The organism is Mesorhizobium sp. M0968 (genome assembly GCF_040319065.1).
Classification (GTDB): domain Bacteria; phylum Pseudomonadota; class Alphaproteobacteria; order Rhizobiales; family Rhizobiaceae; genus Mesorhizobium.
In genome coordinates this window covers 454,499-474,022 of record NZ_JAMYNL010000001.1, presented here as the reverse complement: position 1 = coordinate 474,022, position 19,524 = coordinate 454,499, and the positions used below count along the sequence as shown (strand labels likewise).

Below are 19,524 nucleotides of genomic sequence, written 5' to 3'. Positions count from 1 at the left end.
GGCAGAAACCAGTAACACTTCTCGGCCGAAGTCATTTTCTTACGCAAGGATTGTGCTAATGCTTCGCCTGCCAATGCTATCGAGGGGACTTATCATGCTTGCCCAGCGCCTTTCTTCGCCGCCAATCTTCCGTAATTTAGCTGCGTTCCTGGTTATGGCCGTCATGCTGCCGCTGCTTGCCGGCTGCGGCTACAACACCATTCCAACAGCTGAGGAAAACGCCAAGGCCGCATGGAGCGAGGTGTTGAATCAATACCAGCGCCGCGCCGATCTCATCCCCAATCTGGTCAACACGGTCAAGGGCTACGCGGCGCACGAGAAGGACACGCTCGATGCCGTGGTCGAAGCGCGCGCCAAGGCGACGCAGGTGACCGTGACGCCGGAAACGCTGAATAATCCGGAAGCCTTCAAGAAATTCCAGGACAGCCAGGCCGGCCTGACCAGCGCGCTGTCGCGCCTGCTGGCGGTGGTGGAGAACTATCCCGATCTCAAGGCCAACCAGAACTTTCTGGCGCTGCAAGCACAACTCGAAGGCACCGAGAACCGGATCACGGTCGCCCGCCGCGACTATATCCAGGCAGTGAGAGAGTACAATCTGACGCTGAGGACCTTCCCGTCGGTGATCTGGGCGACCTTGTGGTTCCGCGGCAACCAGCCGTTTGCGAATTTCACCATCGAGGAGGATAAGATGCAGCCGCCGAAGGTCGATTTCGGCACCAATACCACGCAAGGCGGGTGAAGAACAGCCGGTGAGCGTGGTCCCTATTGGCCTTGCACTCCGTAGCGCCCCCCTCTGCCCTACCGGGCATCTCCCCCTCCAGGGGGGAGATTGGCAGCTTTGGCTTCACCGCCCATCCTGCATCGTTGGAGATTGGCGAAAACAGCCCTGACAGCCGATCTCCCCCCTTGAGGGGGAGATGTCCGGCAGGACAGAGGGGGGCGCGACAGAACGCCAGCCTGGCCTTCCTGCTCGTCTTCCAAAGCCTTCTCCTCCTCCCGCTCACCGCCCTTGCCGCCGCACTGCCGGCGCTGACCGGACGGGTCGTCGACAACGCCGGCATCATCGATGCCGCGACCGAGACGGCGCTGACGCAGAAGCTTGCCGAGTTCGAGACCAAAGGGTCCGACCAGATCGTCGTCGCGACCATCCCCAGCCTCGACGGCGAGGAGATCGAGCCTTACGCCAACCGGCTGTTCCGCGCCTGGAAACTGGGCCAGGCGAAGGAGAACAACGGCGTGCTTTTGCTGGTGGCGCCGAACGACCGCAAGATGCGCATCGAGGTCGGCTATGGGCTGGAAGGCACGCTGACCGACCTGCATACCAAGCTGATCATCGAAAACGACATGGTGCCGGCCTTCCGTGCCGGCGATTTCTCAGGCGGCATCAGCAAGGCCGTCGACGACATGATCATGGTGCTGGAAGGCAATCCCGAAGAGCTGGAGGCGCGCGGCGAACGCAACCAGCAGCCGCCGTTCAACAGCGACGATCTGTTCTTCACGATCTTCATAGCCATCTGGGCAATCATCTTTTTCGGCGGCCTCGCAGCCTCCATCCTGCCGCCGATCTTCGGCCAGAAGATCGGTCCCGGCCGCTATCGCTGGCTGGGCATGACCTTCGAGCCAAACCGGCGGTCGTCCGGCGGCTGGTCGGGAGGTTCCGGCGGGGGATGGTCGTCGGGTTCAAGCGGTGGCGGGTTTTCCGGCGGCGGCGGTTCGTCCGGCGGCGGCGGCTCCTCGGGAAGTTGGTGACGAGATGACAAGACACGCCATCAGCCCGGTGGAATCCGGCCGTTTCATCAAAATGATCGGCACCGCGCTGTTGCCCATGGCGGTGCTGCTGGTCGGCTTCGCGGCCTTCGCCGCCGCACTGCCGGCGCTGACCGGACGGGTCGTCGACAACGCCGGCATCATCGATGCCGCGACCGAGACGGCGCTGACGCAGAAGCTTGCCGAGTTCGAGACCAAAGGGTCCGACCAGATCGTCGTCGCGACCATTCCCAGCCTCGACGGCGAGGAGATCGAGCCTTACGCCAACCGGCTGTTCCGCGCCTGGAAACTGGGCCAGGCGAAGGAGAACAACGGCGTGCTTTTGCTGGTGGCGCCGAACGACCGCAAGATGCGCATCGAGGTCGGCTATGGGCTGGAAGGCACGCTGACCGACCTGCATACCAAGCTGATCATCGAAAACGACATGGTGCCGGCCTTCCGTGCCGGCGATTTCTCAGGCGGCATCAGCAAGGCCGTCGACGACATGATCATGGTGCTGGAAGGCAATCCCGAAGAGCTGGAGGCGCGCGGCAAGCGCAATCCGGCGAATGACAATCCTGTCGATCCCATCTTCATGCTGTTCATTGTCCTGTGGGCGACGATGTGCTTCGGCGGCTTGGCAATGGCGTTCCTGCCGCCGATCTTCGGCACGAAGCTGTCGCCGGGCGTGTACAAGTGGCTGGGCATGACGTTTCGCTACGGCCGTGGGCCAGCTTCGTCATCTTCCGGCGGCGGTAGCTGGACGTCCGGGACCTCGTCAGGCAGTGGCTGGTCGTCTGGAAGTTCCGGCAGCGGTTGGTCGTCCGGAAGTTCGGGCGGCGGGTTTTCAGGCGGCGGCGGCTCGTCCGGCGGCGGCGGTTCTTCAGGAAGCTGGTGAGACATCAATCATGGCAACACGACCGATCAGCCCCGAGGATCATGAGCGCATCGCCGATGCGATCCGCGCTGCCGAATCAAAGACCGACGGCGAGATCTACTGCGTCGTGGCGCATGCCAGCGACGGCTATTTCTTCCCGGCCGCCTTCATGGCGATGCTCGGCATGCTCGTCGTCAGCCTCGCCGTCGGTTATGGGCTGGAAGCCTGGTGGCTGTCGATCCGCTTGCCGCATTTCGTCATCGCCGAGCTTCTAGCGCTTGCCAGTGTGCTCATCCTGTTGTGGGCATTGCCGGCATTGCGCATCCATTTGGTGCCGAGGCGGCTGCGCTACCAGGCCGCCCACGCCAATGCGATGAAGCAGTTCCTCGCCCGCAACGTCCACCGCACCACGGCGCGCACTGGCGTGCTGGTGTTCGTCTCGATTGCCGAGCGCTACGCCGAGGTGGTCGCCGACAGCGGCATCGATTCTCGTGTCGGCCAGCATGTCTGGGACGGTGTCGTCCGCGACCTTACGGCGCATGCCGGCGACGATCGGCTTGCCGACGGGTTCGTCAAGGCGATCCAAGCAGTCGGTGGGGTACTGGCCGAGCATTTTCCGGTCTCGACCGGCGACAGCAACGAACTGGACGACCATCTGATCGAGATTTGATCTCGCCAAAAGCGGTTTCGCAGCGTCTCAAGGACGCACCGTCCGGCTGTGTGAAAGCATCGCTGCGGTTGACCGGACTCTTGCAATCGGGCGCGGCGGGTTTATGGTTAACCAATCATGAATACGCTGAGCATCGACATCAGGAAAGCCGAACCGCGCGATGCAGCCGCCATCGCCGACGTGCATCTCGAGGCTTGGCGCGGCGCCTATTCGGGCATCATCCCGCACCGCACGCTGACATCGATGATCAACCGCCGCGGCGCCGACTGGTGGGCGAATGCCATTCGCCGCGCCGCCACCGTTTTGGTCGTCGAAATCGGCGGCAAAATTGCCGGCTATGCGACGATCGGCAAGAACCGCGCCCGCGAACTCAGGCAGCAGGGCGAGATCTACGAACTTTACCTGCGGCCGGAATATCAAGGCATCGGGCTCGGCAGCCGGCTGTTCTCGGCCGCGCGGGCACGGCTGGCCGACCATGGCCTGAAAGGCATGGTGGTCTGGGCGCTTGAAGACAACCAGAACGCACTTGCCTTCTATGCCGGCGCCGGTGGCCGCGATGTTGCCGAAGGCGTCGAGATCTTCGAGCAGAAGGCGCTGAAGAAGGTCGCTTTCGTCTGGGAATGACGGCCAGCGCATGATCCGGCCGGTTTTCGGTTCGGACGATCTCCCCGTACCATTCGCCGCATTGCACCATTCGCCGTCGCCCGCTATCGATCTCCAATCGAGAGAGGGATAAAGCGATGCGTATCGAAGCGATTGCCAGCGGAAAGAACCCGCCCGAGGACGTCAACGTCATAATCGAGGTGCCGATCGGCGGCGAGCCGATCAAGTACGAGATGGACAAGGAGGCCGGCACGCTGTTCGTCGACCGCTTCCTGCACACTTCGATGCGCTATCCCGGCAATTACGGTTTCGTACCACACACGCTGTCGGGCGACGGTGACCCGATCGACGTATTGGTCTGCAACACGCGCGCGCTGGTGCCAGGCTGCGTCATCAATGTCCGGCCGATCGGCGTGCTGGTGATGGAGGACAATGCCGGCCAGGACGAGAAGGTGATCGCGGTGCCTTCGCCCAAGCTGACCTTGCGCTACGAGGACGTCCACGAATACACGCAATTGCCCGACATCACCCGCCAGCAAGTGCAGCACTTTTTCGAGCACTACAAGGATCTCGAACCCGGCAAATGGGTCAAGATCGAAGGCTGGTACGATGCGGCCTATGCCAAGAAGATGATCGTCGAGGCAATCGAGCGGGCCAGGCGCAAGTAATTATCGGGCGCAAATAATCAGTTGTCGACGCGGCCGAAAGCGGGCGCGTCGCCCAGCACCTCACGCTTGTCCTTGCCGCAGGCGAAGGTGCGTGCCTTCTCGTCGGCAAGCTTGCGCGCCTGATCGTTGGCGGCGGGATTGCCGGTGGCGAGCACAAGGCCGATCGTGCAGCCTTCGTGGGCGTCAGGCTGGGCAACCTTGGCCACAATCAGCACTTCCGTCGACTTGTTCTCGCCCTCGCTATCGCTGATCGAGCGACGATGAATGACGGCGAATGGAATGGCAGTTTTGCCGTTGGTTTCGATCCGCCACTCGACATTGGGTCCAGCCGAATTGAGGCCGGAAAAGCTTTCCCAGACCGTGGTCATATCGCCGGGTGGAAAGCCGTAGAACAGCGATTCCCGCGCATCGTCGTAGGAAACCAGCACCGGGTAGCCGCGGTAGCCCGAACAGGCGAGATCGGCCCAGTCGCCGTCGCCTTCTTCCGCTTGGGCATAGGTGACGCAGTCCTTCTCCCAATCGAGATCGGTATAGACGCTGGATATGTCGCCGGCCCGGGCCGCCTGGCAGAAACCAGCGAGGGCAAGCGGGATCAAGAGAGCGCGCATGGCGGAACAACTCAGTTCGGGGGGCGTAGCGTACCGTCAATTTTAGCGGCAGCCTAGAGGAAGTCAGGCTGCGCACAGTGGTCTTGTAAAACGGACCACTATTTCTTCAAGCTTGCCTCTATCAGAAGATCGGCGTTGCGGGCCACCGACTTCGCCGGCCCGCCAGCACCGAACAGCTGGCCGCTAATATAGGCGCCCTCGATCAGGAGCAGCAGCCCGTCGCCCAGCGTGTCGGCGTCGCCGGCGCCCATCTCTGCCGCCATGGCATGCAGGCGGCGGCGCAGTTCCTGCTTGTTGGCCTCGCTCACGACGCGGGCCGGATGGCCATGTTCGGGATATTCGACCGCGGCATTGGTCATGCCGCAGCCGCGATAGTCGGGCCTTTGCGTACGCTTGCCGACACGCGTCAGGAAGGCGACGATCTGCGCGCGCGGATCGCCGGGATGGGCATTCACCGCCTCGTCGAAACGCTCCCAGAATTCGAGGTCATAGTGCCGGAGGTAGGATGCGGCCAGCTCGTCCTTGGACGGAAAGCTGCGGTAGAGGCTGGGCTTGGTGACGCCGGCACGCCGCACGATCTCGTCGACGCCGATCGCCCTGATGCCTTGCCGGTAGAACAGATCGCGCGCCACCTGGAGAATCCGTTCGGCGGCGCGAGGCGGCGGTGCGTCATTGGCCTTGATCGTTGGTTCAATGCTTTTCATGCCTGGTCTGCCGATTAGCTGGTTGACAATGTTACCGGTCGGTACGTATGTTTCGCGCTCCTGCAACGTACCGGTCAGTAACATGATAGCTCAATCCCGCCCGTTTGGCCAGCGCTACGCTTTCGTCGTGGTCGCCGTCATCTTCCTTTGCCTGCTGATCGCAGCGGGCCTGCGTTCGGCGCCGGCAGTCATGATGCTGCCGCTGGAGAACAGTTTCGGCTGGCGGCGCGACGTGGTGTCGCTGGCGGCGGCCACCGGCATCTTCCTCTATGGCCTGACCGGGCCGTTTGCCGCGGCGCTGATGGAGCGGATCGGGCTGCGCCGCACCTTGCTTGCCGCGCTGCTCTTGATGTCGGGATCGACCGCGCTCAGCCTGTTGATGACCAAACCGTGGCATCTGCTCCTCACCTGGGGCGTGTTTTCCGGCGTCAGCTCGGGCGCCGTCGCCACCGTGCTCGGCGCGACCATCGTCAACCGCTGGTTCAAGACCAATCGCGGCTTGGTGATGGGGCTGATGTCGGCGTCCAGTGCCACCGGGCTGCTGGTCTTCCTGCCGCTGCTCGCCTCGCTCGCCCAGTCGGGCGGCTGGAAGCCGGTCGCCATCGCCATTGCCGTGGCCACCGCCTGCCTGGTGCCGCTGGTCTATATGCTGGTGCCGGAGCGCCCGGCGTCGATCGGCATGGTCCGCTATGGAGCCGATGCCGACGACGTGCCGCCGGTGCCGCCAGCCTCGCAAGGCAATTTCCTTTCGCATACATTGAGCACGCTGCGCCGCGCCGCCGGCACGCGCGTGTTCTGGTATCTGTTCGCCACCTTCTTCGTTTGCGGCTTCACCACCAACGGGTTGGTCGGCACGCATCTGATCGCCTTTTGCGGCGATATGGGCATCGGCGAAGTGCAGGCCGCAGGCCTGCTGTCGATGATGGGCATCTTCGACCTGATCGGCACGACGCTGTCGGGCTGGCTCACCGACCGTTTCGACCCGCGCAAGCTGCTCGGCGTCTATTACGGCATTCGCGGCCTGTCGCTGATCTATCTGCCCTATTCCGGCTTCTCGGCGACCAGCCTGATCATCTTCGCGGTGTTTTACGGACTGGACTGGATCGCCACGGTGCCGCCGACGCTCAGGCTTTCCAACGAGGCGTTCGGCGACCGCAGCGGGCCGATCGTCTTCGGCTGGATCGTCGCCGGCCATCAGGTTGGCGCCGCGACAGCGGCCTTCTTCGGCGGCACCATGCGCGAGCTGCAAGGCAATTACGAGCTTGCCTTCCTGATCGCCGGTATGACGGCAATAGCCGCCGCCTGCATCTCGCTGCTGATCAACACCAGCCGCCCGGCGTTTGATCCGGAACCGCAGGCGGCGTAGGGCGCAATCGGCCGTGCTAATCTCCCCCCTTGAGGGGGAGATGGCCGCGAAGCGGCCAGAGGGGGTCGGTCCAACGGGGCTCGGCCCCTTATCGCAGGCGCAAGAGGTCGGTGCTCCATCCGAGACGACCCCCTCTGTCGCCTTCGGCGACATCTCCCCCTCGAGGGGGGAGATTCGCCAGCCTGTTCACTGTTATCAAACCTTCATCGTTTCGAAATGTGCCTGAAACATTGAAGCTGGAGCTTGGCGGCTACGTTCAACGCCATCCAGGAGACAGCCATGAACAAGATTTCGATGACGCGGCGCGCTTTCGTCACGTCGGCCAGCGCCGTTGGCCTGGTCGGCGCCTCGGGCCTCGCCCTCCCCTATTACTCGCGCGCCAATCAGCGCCCGGCTTTCACCCATGGCATCCAGTCCGGCGACGTCGACGCCACCAGCGGCATGGTCTGGACACGCACCGACGGGCCGTCGCGCGTCATGTTCGAGGTGTCGCGGACCGAAAGCTTCACCAATGCCGTCCGCCTCGCGCCGCTCGATACCTCGCCGGCCAGCGATTATACGGTGAAGCGGCTGCTTACCGATCTCGCCTCCGACCAGGACATCTTCTACCGCATGGTCGCGGCCGATCTTGCCGACATCAACGCCGTTTCCGAGCCGGTCGTCGGCCGCTTCCGCACGGCACCTGCCTCGAAGCGCGACATTCGCTTTGCCTGGTCGGGCGACACCGCCGGCCAAGGTTGGGGCATCGACGAGACCGGCATGAAGACCTACGCCACCATTGCCAAGCACACGCCCGACTTCTTCCTGCATTCGGGCGATACGATCTATGCCGATGGTGCGATGAAGGACGAGGTCGACCTGCCCAACGGCGGCAAGTGGAAAAACAAAGTGCTGATCGACGAGAAGCGCAAGGTTGCCGAGACGCTGGACGAATACCGGGCGCAGTGGAAATACAACATGATGGACAGGCATGTGCTGGCGCTCAGCGCCATCTGTCCGACCTTCTATCAGTGGGATGACCACGAGGTGCTGAACAACTGGTCGGACTCGAAGGACCTGAGCGCCGACGATCGCTACACTGAAAAATCCATCCATGTGCTGGCGGCACGTGCGGCGCGCGCCTTCCACGAAATGACGACGATCCGTTACGAGCCGTCGGAGCCCGGCCGCGTCTACCGCAAGATCGCCTATGGTCCGCTGCTCGACGTGTTCTTCCTCGACATGCGTTCCTACCGCGGCCCCAACGGTCCGGATATGCAGGAGACGATGACGCCGCAATCGCGCATCCTCGGTGAACAGCAGATCAAGTGGCTGAAGCGTGAACTGGCGAATTCCAACGCAACCTGGAAAATCATCGCCGCCGACATGCCGCTCGGCCTCGTCGTCTGGAACGACGGCACCAAGAAGGTAGGGGCCGAGGCGGTCAGCAATGGCGACAATGGCCCGGCCAAAGGGCGTGAGCTGGAAATTGCCGACCTTCTTCGCTATATAAAGAATGCGGGTATCAGCAACACTGTCTGGCTCACCGCAGACGTGCATTACACAGCCGCGCATTACTACAATCCGGACAAGGCGCAGTTCCAGGACTTCGATCCGTTTTGGGAATTCGTTTCGGGTCCGATCCATTCCGGGACGTTCGGGCCTAATGGTTTCGATATGACATTCGGCCCGGAGCTGAAGTTCATAAAGGCACCAACTGCCGAACAGGGTCAAAACCTGGCGCCTTCGGCCGGCCTGCAGTTCTTCGGGCTCGTCGAGATCGATGGCGCCACCGAACAGTTGACGGTGCGGCTGATGGATCGCGACGACAGCGAACTCTACAAGGTCACGCTTGATCCGGTGCGGTCGGCGTGAGCGACGGCGCCACTACCCTCGGGCCAGCCCGAGGGTAGGAACGTATATCAATCGGGATAGCAGACGACGGGAATGTTGGGCCAGACGGCGCTGTCGCATCCGGCATTTTGCTGCCGCTGCTTGAAGGCGGCGCTGACCGGCCCGGTCACCACCGGATCGACGCCATCGGGAGCATCGGCAAAAAGCTGCTCCGCCGACGGCTTGTCGGACGGCAAAGCAGACCGCGTCTCCTTGAACGACGCCGCCGATTGCGCCGCGCCGGCCGCGAGGAGGACGGCGAGCGCGGTACATGCCAAAATCGGCCGGAGTTTGATGCCTATCTCGATCATGAAATTCGAACTGTCCGGACCATGAAAGGTTCCGCCTTGGTTAATAATTCCACTTCACACCAAGACATTTAAGATTTGGTGACTTTATTTGGTGGCTCGCCTCCTCTTTCGCAATTGCGAAAAACCCTGTATGAGCCGCCCAACCGAAAGAGGCAGCGCCTTTTGGCCTGCTGCCTGCAACGCTCCCGAGACCGAAACATGAAAATCCGCAATATCGCGATCATCGCGCACGTCGACCATGGAAAAACCACCCTCGTCGACCAGCTTCTGAAACAGTCCGGCTCGTTCCGCGACAACCAGCGCGTCGCCGAGCGCGCCATGGATTCGAACGACCTCGAAAAGGAACGCGGCATCACCATCCTGGCCAAGGCGACCTCGGTCGACTGGAAGGACACCCGCATCAACATCGTCGACACGCCCGGCCACGCCGACTTCGGCGGCGAGGTCGAGCGCATTCTGTCGATGGTGGATTCGGCCATCGTGCTGGTCGACGCCGCCGAGGGGCCGATGCCCCAGACCAAATTCGTGGTCGGCAAGGCACTCAAGGTTGGACTGAAGCCGATCGTCGTCATCAACAAGATCGACCGGCCAGATGCCCGCCACGTCGAAGTGGTGAACGAGGTGTTCGATCTTTTTGCAGCACTTGACGCTACCGACGAGCAGCTCGACTTCCCTATCCTTTACGGTTCAGGCCGCGACGGCTGGGTCTCGGAAAATCCCGAAGGTCCGAAGGACCAGGCTCTGGCGCCGCTGTTCGACCTCGTCATCAAGCACGTGCCGGCGCCGACCGTTCATCCCGGCCCATTCCGCATGATCGGCACCATCCTGGAAGCCAATCCTTTCCTCGGCCGCATCATCACCGGCCGTATCGAATCCGGCACGCTGAAATCCAACCAGGCGGTCAAGGTGCTGCACCATGACGGCACCCAGGTCGAAACCGGCCGAATCTCGAAAATCCTTGCTTTCCGCGGGCTCGAGCGCCAGCCCATTGACGAGGCGCAGGCGGGCGACATCGTCGCCATCGCCGGCCTGTCGAAAGGCACTGTCGCCGACACCTTCTGCGACCTGTCGGTGACCGAGCCGCTGCACGCGCAGCCGATCGATCCGCCGACTGTGACGATGTCTTTCCTCGTCAACGATTCGCCGCTGGCCGGTACCGAAGGCGACAAGGTGACCAGCCGCGTCATCCGCGACCGCCTGCTGCGCGAGGCCGAAGGCAATGTCGCGCTGAAGATCGAGGAATCACCTGACAAGGATTCGTTCTTCGTTTCCGGCCGCGGCGAATTGCAGCTGGCCGTGCTGATCGAGACGATGCGCCGCGAAGGTTTTGAGATCGCCGTGTCGCGGCCGCGCGTCGTCATGCAGAAGGGCGATAGCGGCGAATTGCTGGAGCCGGTCGAGGAAGTCGTCATCGACGTCGACGAGGAGCATGCCGGCGTCGTCGTGCAGAAGATGTCGGAGCGCAAGGCCGAGATGGTCGAGCTTCGCCCTTCGGGCGGCAATCGCCAGCGCATCGTCTTCCACGCACCGACGCGCGGGCTGATCGGCTACCAGTCGGAACTGTTGACCGAAACGCGAGGCACCGCTGTGATGAACCGGCTGTTCCATGCCTATGAACCTTACAAGGGTGAGCTGCCGGGCCGTACCAACGGCGTGCTGATCTCCAATGAACAGGGTGAATCGGTGGCGTACGCCATGTGGAACCTGGAAGACCGCGGCCCGATGGTCATCGACCCCGGCGTCAAGGTCTATCAGGGCATGATCATCGGCATCCATTCCAGGGACAACGACCTCGAAGTCAACGTGCTCAAGGGCAAGAAGCTGACCAACATCCGCGCCGCCGGCAAGGACGAGGCGGTGAAGCTGACACCGCCGATCCGCATGACGCTGGAACGCGCGCTGGCCTGGATCCAGGACGACGAGCTGGTCGAAGTGACGCCGAAGACCATCCGCCTGCGCAAGCTCTATCTCGATCCGAACGAGCGCAAGCGTTTTGAGAAGTCGGCGAAAGTGGTCGGCGCGGCGTAAAAGGCAATACCGCGCAATGAGCGGTAAACTCGTCACGGCTGTCATATACGACAATCGACCCGAGGCCGAAGTTTGCGTGTCGATGCTCGACGCGTATGGAATTTATGCTCTCGCGAATTATCTTCTCGACACGGGCAGGCTTGGCTTGATCCATGTGCAAGTCGCCGACAGCGATCTCGATGCGGCCAAGGGTTTGATTGGCTCGGCCTCCAAAGAGGGCGACTGATCCTTGGCCGTAACTGTCTCTGATTACGGATTCCCTTGCCGTCGCCTCATCCACCTGCAGCCGAAATGATTTCGTCCCGGTCTGGTTCGCCAGACAGGTGGATCCGGATCGCCGTTCCCGCCCGCGCCGGCCGGCGCAAGGCTTTGGCCCCGTCCGGACCAATGACCAGCAATCGTTTCTCTTCCCAAACCTGAAGCCGCGATCGCGAGACACCGAGTTCGCTGGCCAGCAACCGATCGAGCCGCAGCGTTGTCGGCATTTCGAGCCAGAGCTGAAGTTCGAGAGCGCTGGTATTTCCCGGCCTGTCCCCGAGCACCTGCTTATGAACGATGGCTTCAGGAAACTCCTCGACGCGCCCGATCCTGCTTCGCAATGCGGCAACATCGAAAGCATGGCGCCGCGCCAGGACCGGATCATTGCTTTCGAGCGCCTGCAATATTGCCGGTTCGATATCGCGGCGGCTGCAGCGCTCCAGAATGCCGAAATTCCAGGAATTGTCGCAGTCGATGCAGCGGTAGATCAACCAGGCGTCAATGCGCTTGCCGTTGGCATTGACCCGGAATTTGCCGCTGCAGCGATAGGCTTTCAGGCCGCCGCAGCGATTGCAGTTGAGGTGAGGTCGAGGTGCGGTCTTGGGTGTGATCGCCCAGCGGATACGCAGTATCGAAGGCATGCCGAAAAGCCCTTCCCGTCGGGAAGTTCGTCAGATCGGCGATATCGAGAACCCTTGCGGGCACGGCGTGGCGAGAGACTGCGGCAGTTGGAAATCAGGTGTCGCGGGTGGTTATGCGCGACAGCGGTTCAGCAGTGCCAAACCGGCCTCGAACCGCCACCCGAGGAACACATGATGTGAAAACAGGCATCGCGGCTGCGACGCCCTGCTCTGTGTTGGGGGAGTTGACGAGACCGGCGGTTACGCAGGCAAAGTGAAGCTCGGAAAGGATTTCGGAACGACATCTCTAGCCGTGAGGTGCCTGGCCGACAAGCCTTCTTTCGGTAGACGCTACCGTCGCCGGAACAGTTGGGTTATGTTGAACGACCCAAACATTTCAAACGAGACCGCGTCATGCATTTCACGTCGCTGCTGATTTTTGCCGGCGCCCTGCTTGTTGCAGCCGGCTCGCCCGGCCCATCGATCGCCGCTCTTGTGGCGCGGGTCATCTCGAAAGGGTTTCGCGACGTGTTTCCGTTCCTGCTTGCCATGTGGATCGGCGAAGCGATCTGGCTGTCCCTGGCGGTGTTTGGCCTCGCCGTGGTGGCGCAGACGTTCCATTTTGCCTTTGTCGTCGTGAAGTGGGTCGGCGTCGCCTATCTCGCCTGGCTGGCCTGGAAGATGTGGACCGCGCCGGTCGAGGCAAAAGAAGGTTCGCTGCCGCGCGAAGATTCGCCCGTCAGACTGTTCTTTGCCGGCATGGCGGTGACACTCGGCAACCCCAAGATCATGATGTTCTATCTGGCGCTGCTGCCGACCATCATCGACCTCGGTTCGGTCAGCATGGTCGGCTGGGTCGAGCTGACGGCGACCATGGCAGTGGTCCTGGTCGCCATCGATTTGACATGGGTGCTCGCCGCATCGCAGGCGCGCAGGCTCTTGAGGAGCAAGCGGGCGATGAAAATCGCCAACCGCATCAGCGCCGGTACCATGGCCGGCGCTGCGGCGGCGATCGCCGCGCGGTCTTGAGCCGGGCGCGTCAACCCATTTCGATTATTGGCGCGATCTCGACGCTGAAACCCGGGTCCGTCAAGATAGGACAATCCTTGGCTTTGCCGACGGCATCGTCGATGTCCTTTGCTTCGATGATGGTGTAACCGGCGGTCGGGTTGCTGCCGCCATTGTTCTCGACCTTGCCGCCAGGCAGCAGGGTCTTCGACATGCCGACTGGATTGCCGCCGTCGACCACCGCTGAGCCAAGCTTGCCGTACCAGCCGTTCCAGGCATCCATCGCTGCCTTCCGTTCAGCCTCCTCGGTCGGCATCTTGCCCGAGCCGTGATAGACGTAGAGAAATTTCGCCATGTTCTCCTCCTCTGATCGGCGGCATCGAACCGGCATGCGGTCATGCCGCATGCCGATCATCGGACCAAACCGGCAAACAAGCAACGAGAATGCGAAGTAGCTAATATAATATGCCGTTGGCTCGCAACGGCGGTGCCCTATCGCGCCATCGCATGGTATTCATCGTTCGGCCGCATATCGATTGCCGATGCCAGCCGGTTCGACATGTTGAAGAACGCCGCGGTCGAGGCGACGTCCCAGATGTCGCGGTCGGAAAAGCCGACTTGCCGCAACGCCGCCCGGTCCGCTTCGACGATCTTTGCCGGCTGCCCGGTCAGCTTCACCGCGAATTCGAGCATGGCGCGTTGCCTGTCCGACAGCTTGGCGGCGCGAAAATTCATCACCATCATCTCGCCGAAGGCCGGGTCGCCGGAAAGCTGGCGCACCGCCGCGCCATGCGCGGTCAGGCAATAGTAGCAATGGTTGACCGATGAGACGGCCACCGCGATCATCTCGCGCTCGAGTTTCGACAGGCCGGATTCACCCAGCATCAAATCATTGTACATGTCGGTGAAAGCGCGCAGCTTCTTCTCGTCGAAGGCATAGGCGAGCAGCACGTTGGGAACGAGGCCGAGCTTCTCCCGGCACTTGGTGAAATAGGCCTTGGTCGCGTCGCTCAGCTCCGCCGGTGCCAGGTCAAGCGCGGTGATTTTGTCCGTCATGGCGGATCTCTCCTCTTTTTCGCCAGGCTGCCGGTGAATTCCGACATTTCGTCGCAAGCCGCCAAACCTTTGTCGCCAAATACCCGTCATCTGTTAGCATAGCCGCAAAAACATGTGACGGGAGGGACTCATGGCCAGCGTAAAGTCAGCGAGCCGGTTGAAAAAAGCCGGCCTGACGAGGGGTGAAGCCGCGGGTGGTGAAAAGCCCGGCAGGCTTGCCGACTACCTGCTGGCCCGAGCTCCGGCCGAAGATGTCGCCGCCTACGACGTCATCGATCTCGAACGCGCTGCCGAACTCGCTGGCCGCGCAGTGGCCAGGCACAAGAAGGACGACTGCGTCGTTGCCATAGACGTCGATTCCGGTGTCGTCCGCCAGGGCCGGCCGATGACGGTGATCACTGTCGTCAACGACAACATGCCGTTCCTGTTCGATTCCGTCCTCGGCGAGATTACAGAAAGCGCCGGCGAGCCGCTGCTGGTTACCCATCCAGTCATAGTCGTCAGGCACGGCAAGAACGGCGTCGAGGAAATCCTCGGCGATGGCGGTTATGCCAAGGGCGACCACAGCCATGACCGACTGAGCGTCATCCATGTCCATATCGGCCGCCTTTCGGCCGAGCAGGCCGAAGGCCTGGCCGCACGCCTGACGAAGCTGCTCGGCCAGGTGCGAGCCGCCGTCACCGACTGGAAGCCGATGCTTGCCCGCCTCGACCAGGCGATCTCGGAATTCCGCTACTCCCCAGTGCCGCTCGACAAGGCCCATGTCACCGAGGCGATCGCCTTCCTCGAATGGCTGCGCGACGATAATTTCACCTTTCTCGGCATGCGCGAATTCAACTACACCGGCGGCGAGACGAGCGGCATGCTCGAGCGCGCCGAAAAGCCCGGCCTCGGCATCCTTTCCGATCCCGACGTGCTGGTGCTCAGGCGCGGCACCGAAGCGGTAAGCACGACGCCGGAAATCCGTGCCTTCCTGCATGGGCCGGAACCGCTGATCGTCACCAAGGCCAACGCCAAGTCGTCGGTGCACCGCCGCATCTACCTCGACTACATCGGCGTCAAGACCTACACCGGCAAAGGCGTGCTTTCGGGCGAGCTCCGTATCGTCGGCCTGTTCACCTCGACTGCCTATACGCGCTCGGTGATGAAAATCCCCTATCTGCGCTCGAAGGCGGAAACCGTCATCGCCAAATCCGGCTTCAATCCAAGCGACCATTCCGGCAAGGCATTGATCAACGTGCTGGAGAGCTATCCGCGCGACGAGCTGTTCCAGGTTCCGGTGCCGATCCTGCGCAAGCATGCCGAAGCCATACTGGGCTTGATCGAGCGGCCGCGCGTCAGGGCATTGGTGCGTGTCGACCAGTTCGACCGCTTCGTCTCCGTGCTCGTCTTCGTGCCGCGCGACCGCTACGACAGCGTCGTGCGCGAGAAGATCGGCACCTATCTGAAGACCGTCTTCGAAGGCCGGCTGTCCGCCTATTACCCGGCCTTCCCGGAAGGCGGGCTGGCGCGCGTCCATTTCATCATCGGCCGCTCCGGCGGCAAGACGCCGAAGGTCGAGCAGGCAACGATCGAGGCGGCGATCCGCGACATCGTACGGACCTGGGACGATGCCCTGCGCGAGACCGCGACCGAGACCGGCGCCGATGCGAGACTCACGGCCATCGCCTCGCGTTTTTCGGAAAGCTATCGCGACAGTTTTCGGCCGGGCGTGGCGCTGGCCGATGCCGGGCGCATCGCCAAGCTCGATGCGTCAAATCCGATCGCCATCGACTATTACCGTCACGCCGACCAGAAGCCGCATCAGGCGGCGCTGAAGATCTATCACCATGGAAGCCCGGTAGCGCTGTCGCGGCGCGTGCCCGTGCTGGAAAACATCGGTTTCCGCGTCATCAGCGAGCGCACTTTCGAGGTCGGCGACAATCAATCCGGCATGATCAATAGTGATCAGCCCGGCATGGTCTTCATCCACGACATGGAACTCGAGAACAGCTACGGCAGGCCGATCGACCTCGGCAATGGCGGCGCGCTGTTCGAGGATGCGTTCCTTTCCGTCTGGCGCGGTGATGTCGACAATGACGGCTATAACGGCCTTGCCCAGACCGCCGGCCTGTGGTCGGGCGAGATCACCGTCCTGCGCGCCTATGGCCGCTATCTGCAGCAGGCCGGCATCCCGCAGAGCCAGGATTTCATCGCCGCCGCGCTCAACCGTTATCCCGAGATCGCCCGCGACCTGCATGCGCTGTTTGTCGCCCGCCTCGGCGCGACGGCCGAGACGGAAGGCGTCGTTCAGGCCAAACATCTGAAAGCCAAGATCACGGATGCGCTGGAAGACGTTCCCAACATTGACGACGACACCATCATCCGCCGTTATCTGAACCTGATCGAAGCCTCGCTGCGCACCAATCATTTCGTTGCCGATACGAAACAGAAAGGCCAATCGCTGGCGATCAAGCTCGATTCGCAATCGGTCGACGGGCTGCCGGCGCCGCGGCCATGGCGGGAGATCTTCGTCTACGGCTCCGAGGTCGAGGGTGTGCATCTGCGCTTCGGCCCGGTCGCGCGCGGCGGCCTGCGCTGGTCGGACCGTGCGCAGGACTATCGCACCGAGGTGCTCGGCCTGGTCAAGGCACAGCAGGTCAAGAATGCGGTGATCGTGCCGGTTGGCGCCAAGGGCGGCTTCTACCCGAAAAAGCTGCCGATGAGCGCCGGGCGCGACGCAATTTTCGAGGCCGGCACGGCCGCCTACAAGAATTACGTTTCCAGCCTGTTGTCGATCACCGACAATATCGGGCTGGACGGCGTCATCCCGCCAGCCGGCGTCGTGCGGCGCGACCAGGGTGATCCGTATTTCGTCGTCGCCGCGGACAAGGGCACGGCGACCTTCTCGGACATCGCCAACGCCATCAGCGAAAGGCACGGCTTCTGGCTCGACGACGCTTTCGCCAGCGGCGGTTCGGCCGGCTACGACCACAAGAAGATGGGCATCACCGCCAAGGGCGCCTGGGAAGCGGTCAAGCGGCATTTCCGCGAGATGAACCGCGACATCCAAACCACGCCGTTCACCGTCGTCGGCGTTGGCGACATGTCGGGCGACGTGTTCGGCAACGGCATGCTGCTGTCGGAGCAGACCCGGCTGATCGCCGCCTTCGATCATCGCGACATCTTCATCGATCCCGATCCCGACATGGCCGCTTCGATGGCCGAGCGCCGGCGTATGTTCGCTCTCGCTCGCTCAAGCTGGCAGGATTACGACAAGACGAAGCTGTCCGAAGGCGGCATCATCGTCTCGCGCAGCCAGAAGTCGATCACCTTGCCGGCCGCCGCGGCTGCAGCTATCGGCCTCGGCAAGATAACGGCCACGCCGGTCGAGATCATGAGTGCCATCCTCAAGGCGCCGGCAGATCTTTTGTGGTTCGGCGGCATCGGCACCTATGTCAGGGCATCGGGCGAGACCAACCAGGACGTCGGCGACCGTGCCAATGACGCGATCCGCATCGCCGCGCTCGACCTGCGTGCCAAGGTCATCGGTGAAGGCGCCAATCTCGGCGTCACACAGCGGGCGCGCATCGAATTCGGATTGAATGGCGGCCGCTGCAACTCAGATGCGATCGACAATTCGGGCGGCGTGAACTGCTCAGACGTCGAGGTCAACATCAAGATCGCGCTGGCTTCCGCCATGCGGAAGGGTTCGCTGACGCGGCCGTCGCGCAACAAATTGCTGGCCGAGATGACCGACGAGGTCAGCGCCCTGGTGCTGTCCAACAATTACCAGCAGACGCTGGCGCTGTCCCTTGCTCGCAAGCGCGGCCTTGCCGACATTGCCCATCAGAGCCGCTTCATGGAGGCGCTCGAGGCGCGCGGGCTGCTCGACCGTGCCGTCGAGACGCTGCCGTCGCCGGCGGCTCTTGCCGAGCGCGATGCGCGCGGCGAGCCGCTCACCCGGGCCGAGCTCGGCGTGCTGCTTGCCTATGCCAAGATCGTGCTGTTTTCCGATATCGTCGCCAGCGACGTGCCGGACGATCCGCATTTCGACCGCGACCTGATGGGTTACTTTCCCGACCGCATGGCAAAGAAATATGCGGCGGAAATCCACGGCCATCGCCTGCGCCGCGAGATCATCGCCCGTGCCGTCGCCAATGACCTGGTCAATCGCGGCGGCCCGTCCTTCGTCAACAGGCTGCAGGAAGCGACCGGGCGCAGTGCCGCCGATGTCGTGCGCACCTTCGCCGTGGTGCGGGATGGCTTTGCGCTGCCGGCGCTCTATCGCCAGATCGACGCGCTCGACAACCGGATCGACGGACAGATCCAGCTCGACCTCTATCAGGCGGTCAGCCGGCTGATCTATGTGACCAGCGGCTGGCACCTGAAGAACGATGCCGGCACCGCACCGCTCGGGCAGCGGATCACCGAGTTGCAGGATGCGCGCAAGGCGCTGGAGCCGAAGCTCGTTGCGCTGTTGCCGGCCTTCTCGCGCGAGCGGATCGAGGAGCGGCGGCACAGTCTGTCGAAGGGCGGCGCGCCCGAGAGCCTGGCCGAGCAACTGGCGTTGACCGATGTGGCGGAACTCATCCCCGACATTGCGCTGACGGCGCGGACGGCAACTGCCGGCATCGTCGCTGCCGCCAAGGCGTTTTTTGCAGTCAGCGATGTCTTCCGCATACCGCGCGTCGAAGATGCGGCGCGGTCGATCACGCCCTCGGATTATTACGATCAACTGGCGCTTTCGCGCGCCACCGACACAATCGGCGCGGCCAGGCGCGGCATCGCGGTGGCGGCACTCACCAGTCATGCCGAGGCGGCGGATCCGGTGACAGCATGGTTGGAGGCGGGCGGCGAACGGGTCGGACGCATCCGCGAGCGGCTGCAGGCTCTGACCGAGGGCGGCGACATCACCGTGTCGCGGCTGTCGGTGGCGTCCGGCCTGATGAGCGATCTGACAGGGCTGTGAGACGTCTTCCACATCGCGCGGGATTGCCGGGAAGAACTGCGCTATTGAGCGAACGGCGCCCTGCGTTGGGGGGCGCCGGAGCATGATCCCAAAAAGTGACGATCGGCTTTTGGACAAGATCGTGCTCAACAACAAGACGGAGCATCATTCCGATTCGATCGGCATGGAGCAAGCTCCA

18 protein-coding genes are annotated in these 19,524 nt (G+C 62.7%); 12 read left to right on the top strand and 6 right to left on the bottom strand.

Translation table 11 applies throughout. The annotated features are described in order from the left end of the window. Window positions 1–94: 94 nt before the first annotated feature. The 6 genes from NKH67_RS02440 to ppa all read left to right on the top strand — a co-directional run bounded on the left by NKH67_RS02440 (window position 95) and on the right by ppa (window position 4,564). A complete protein-coding gene (locus tag NKH67_RS02440) occupies window positions 95–739 on the top strand; it encodes a LemA family protein (RefSeq protein WP_352470713.1) in 645 nt (214 codons plus the stop codon). A gap of 167 nt (window positions 740–906) precedes the next feature. Next, the gene (locus NKH67_RS02435; protein ID WP_352500800.1) at window positions 907–1,749 is read left to right on the top strand and encodes a TPM domain-containing protein; all 843 of its coding nucleotides are present in this window, start codon (window positions 907–909) and stop codon (window positions 1,747–1,749) included. A gap of 52 nt (window positions 1,750–1,801) precedes the next feature. Beyond that, window positions 1,802–2,644, top strand: coding sequence for a TPM domain-containing protein (locus NKH67_RS02430; protein WP_502893710.1), 843 nt, complete (start codon window positions 1,802–1,804; stop codon window positions 2,642–2,644). Between the two features lie 10 nt (window positions 2,645–2,654). Continuing rightward, window positions 2,655–3,293 (top strand): TPM domain-containing protein, encoded by a 639-nt coding sequence (locus tag NKH67_RS02425; protein WP_352474681.1) that lies wholly within the window; start codon window positions 2,655–2,657, stop codon window positions 3,291–3,293. Between the two features lie 117 nt (window positions 3,294–3,410). Next, window positions 3,411–3,917 (top strand): GNAT family N-acetyltransferase, encoded by a 507-nt coding sequence (locus tag NKH67_RS02420; protein WP_023678138.1) that lies wholly within the window; start codon window positions 3,411–3,413, stop codon window positions 3,915–3,917. 116 nt (window positions 3,918–4,033) lie between these two features. Then, complete coding sequence (gene ppa / locus NKH67_RS02415) at window positions 4,034–4,564, top strand: inorganic diphosphatase (protein ID WP_352451245.1); 531 nt, start codon at window positions 4,034–4,036, stop codon at window positions 4,562–4,564. A gap of 17 nt (window positions 4,565–4,581) precedes the next feature. Here ppa and NKH67_RS02410 read toward each other — a convergent pair whose 3' ends face one another. Next, window positions 4,582–5,172: a hypothetical protein gene (locus tag NKH67_RS02410; protein WP_352500798.1), complete on the bottom strand. Its 591-nt coding sequence runs from the start codon at window positions 5,170–5,172 to the stop codon at window positions 4,582–4,584. A 98-nt stretch (window positions 5,173–5,270) separates the two neighbouring features. Then, window positions 5,271–5,876, bottom strand: a complete 606-nt coding sequence (locus NKH67_RS02405) for a TetR/AcrR family transcriptional regulator (protein ID WP_352500797.1) — start codon at window positions 5,874–5,876, stop codon at window positions 5,271–5,273. 82 nt (window positions 5,877–5,958) lie between these two features. Here NKH67_RS02405 and NKH67_RS02400 point away from each other — a divergent pair, with 82 nt between their 5' ends. Together NKH67_RS02400 and NKH67_RS02395 are read left to right on the top strand one after the other, a co-directional pair. Then, window positions 5,959–7,242 (top strand): MFS transporter, encoded by a 1,284-nt coding sequence (locus tag NKH67_RS02400; RefSeq protein ID WP_352474677.1) that lies wholly within the window; start codon window positions 5,959–5,961, stop codon window positions 7,240–7,242. 279 nt (window positions 7,243–7,521) lie between these two features. Further along, window positions 7,522–9,096: an alkaline phosphatase D family protein gene (locus NKH67_RS02395; RefSeq protein ID WP_352474676.1), complete on the top strand. Its 1,575-nt coding sequence runs from the start codon at window positions 7,522–7,524 to the stop codon at window positions 9,094–9,096. Window positions 9,097–9,143: 47 nt separating this feature from the next. On the opposite strand, the gene NKH67_RS02390 is transcribed toward NKH67_RS02395, so the two are convergent. After that, window positions 9,144–9,425, bottom strand: a complete 282-nt coding sequence (locus tag NKH67_RS02390; RefSeq protein ID WP_352451242.1) for a hypothetical protein — start codon at window positions 9,423–9,425, stop codon at window positions 9,144–9,146. Window positions 9,426–9,623: 198 nt separating this feature from the next. Between NKH67_RS02390 and typA the strand changes: the two genes are divergently transcribed. Both typA and NKH67_RS02380 read left to right on the top strand, forming a co-directional pair. Continuing rightward, on the top strand, window positions 9,624–11,453 hold the full coding sequence (gene typA, locus NKH67_RS02385) for a translational GTPase TypA (protein WP_353030235.1): 1,830 nt from the start codon (window positions 9,624–9,626) through the stop codon (window positions 11,451–11,453). Window positions 11,454–11,469: 16 nt separating this feature from the next. Then, window positions 11,470–11,679, top strand: coding sequence for a hypothetical protein (locus tag NKH67_RS02380; RefSeq protein ID WP_352474675.1), 210 nt, complete (start codon window positions 11,470–11,472; stop codon window positions 11,677–11,679). Window positions 11,680–11,725: 46 nt separating this feature from the next. Here NKH67_RS02380 and NKH67_RS02375 read toward each other — a convergent pair whose 3' ends face one another. Further along, complete coding sequence (locus tag NKH67_RS02375) at window positions 11,726–12,352, bottom strand: DUF1062 domain-containing protein (protein WP_352474673.1); 627 nt, start codon at window positions 12,350–12,352, stop codon at window positions 11,726–11,728. A 393-nt stretch (window positions 12,353–12,745) separates the two neighbouring features. On the opposite strand from NKH67_RS02375, the gene NKH67_RS02370 reads away from it, so the two are divergent. Then, window positions 12,746–13,360: a LysE family translocator gene (locus NKH67_RS02370; RefSeq protein WP_352474672.1), complete on the top strand. Its 615-nt coding sequence runs from the start codon at window positions 12,746–12,748 to the stop codon at window positions 13,358–13,360. Window positions 13,361–13,370: 10 nt separating this feature from the next. On the opposite strand, the gene NKH67_RS02365 is transcribed toward NKH67_RS02370, so the two are convergent. Beyond that, on the bottom strand, window positions 13,371–13,694 hold the full coding sequence (locus NKH67_RS02365) for a YciI family protein (protein WP_023678126.1): 324 nt from the start codon (window positions 13,692–13,694) through the stop codon (window positions 13,371–13,373). Between the two features lie 137 nt (window positions 13,695–13,831). Then, window positions 13,832–14,395, bottom strand: a complete 564-nt coding sequence (locus NKH67_RS02360; protein WP_352474671.1) for a peroxidase-related enzyme — start codon at window positions 14,393–14,395, stop codon at window positions 13,832–13,834. Window positions 14,396–14,525: 130 nt separating this feature from the next. Here NKH67_RS02360 and NKH67_RS02355 point away from each other — a divergent pair, with 130 nt between their 5' ends. Then, window positions 14,526–19,346, top strand: coding sequence for an NAD-glutamate dehydrogenase (locus tag NKH67_RS02355; RefSeq protein ID WP_353030232.1), 4,821 nt, complete (start codon window positions 14,526–14,528; stop codon window positions 19,344–19,346). Window positions 19,347–19,524 lie beyond the last annotated feature (178 nt).

Bases quoted from the DNA above. Each gene is read 5' to 3' on its own strand.
- NKH67_RS02365 (WP_023678126.1), bottom strand. From the start codon at position 13,694: ATGGCGAAATTTCTCTACGTCTATCACGGCTCGGGCAAGATGCCGACC.
- ppa (WP_352451245.1), top strand. From the start codon at position 4,034: ATGCGTATCGAAGCGATTGCCAGCGGAAAGAACCCGCCCGAGGACGTC.
- NKH67_RS02425 (WP_352474681.1), top strand. From the start codon at position 2,655: ATGGCAACACGACCGATCAGCCCCGAGGATCATGAGCGCATCGCCGAT.
- NKH67_RS02360 (WP_352474671.1), bottom strand. From the start codon at position 14,395: ATGACGGACAAAATCACCGCGCTTGACCTGGCACCGGCGGAGCTGAGC.
- NKH67_RS02380 (WP_352474675.1), top strand. From the start codon at position 11,470: ATGAGCGGTAAACTCGTCACGGCTGTCATATACGACAATCGACCCGAG.
- NKH67_RS02395 (WP_352474676.1), top strand. From the start codon at position 7,522: ATGAACAAGATTTCGATGACGCGGCGCGCTTTCGTCACGTCGGCCAGC.
- NKH67_RS02420 (WP_023678138.1), top strand. From the start codon at position 3,411: ATGAATACGCTGAGCATCGACATCAGGAAAGCCGAACCGCGCGATGCA.
- NKH67_RS02370 (WP_352474672.1), top strand. From the start codon at position 12,746: ATGCATTTCACGTCGCTGCTGATTTTTGCCGGCGCCCTGCTTGTTGCA.
- NKH67_RS02410 (WP_352500798.1), bottom strand. From the start codon at position 5,172: ATGCGCGCTCTCTTGATCCCGCTTGCCCTCGCTGGTTTCTGCCAGGCG.
- NKH67_RS02390 (WP_352451242.1), bottom strand. From the start codon at position 9,425: ATGATCGAGATAGGCATCAAACTCCGGCCGATTTTGGCATGTACCGCG.
- NKH67_RS02430 (WP_502893710.1), top strand. From the start codon at position 1,802: ATGATCGGCACCGCGCTGTTGCCCATGGCGGTGCTGCTGGTCGGCTTC.
- NKH67_RS02400 (WP_352474677.1), top strand. From the start codon at position 5,959: ATGATAGCTCAATCCCGCCCGTTTGGCCAGCGCTACGCTTTCGTCGTG.
- typA (WP_353030235.1), top strand. From the start codon at position 9,624: ATGAAAATCCGCAATATCGCGATCATCGCGCACGTCGACCATGGAAAA.
- NKH67_RS02405 (WP_352500797.1), bottom strand. From the start codon at position 5,876: ATGAAAAGCATTGAACCAACGATCAAGGCCAATGACGCACCGCCGCCT.
- NKH67_RS02355 (WP_353030232.1), top strand. From the start codon at position 14,526: ATGGCCAGCGTAAAGTCAGCGAGCCGGTTGAAAAAAGCCGGCCTGACG.
- NKH67_RS02440 (WP_352470713.1), top strand. From the start codon at position 95: ATGCTTGCCCAGCGCCTTTCTTCGCCGCCAATCTTCCGTAATTTAGCT.
- NKH67_RS02375 (WP_352474673.1), bottom strand. From the start codon at position 12,352: ATGCCTTCGATACTGCGTATCCGCTGGGCGATCACACCCAAGACCGCA.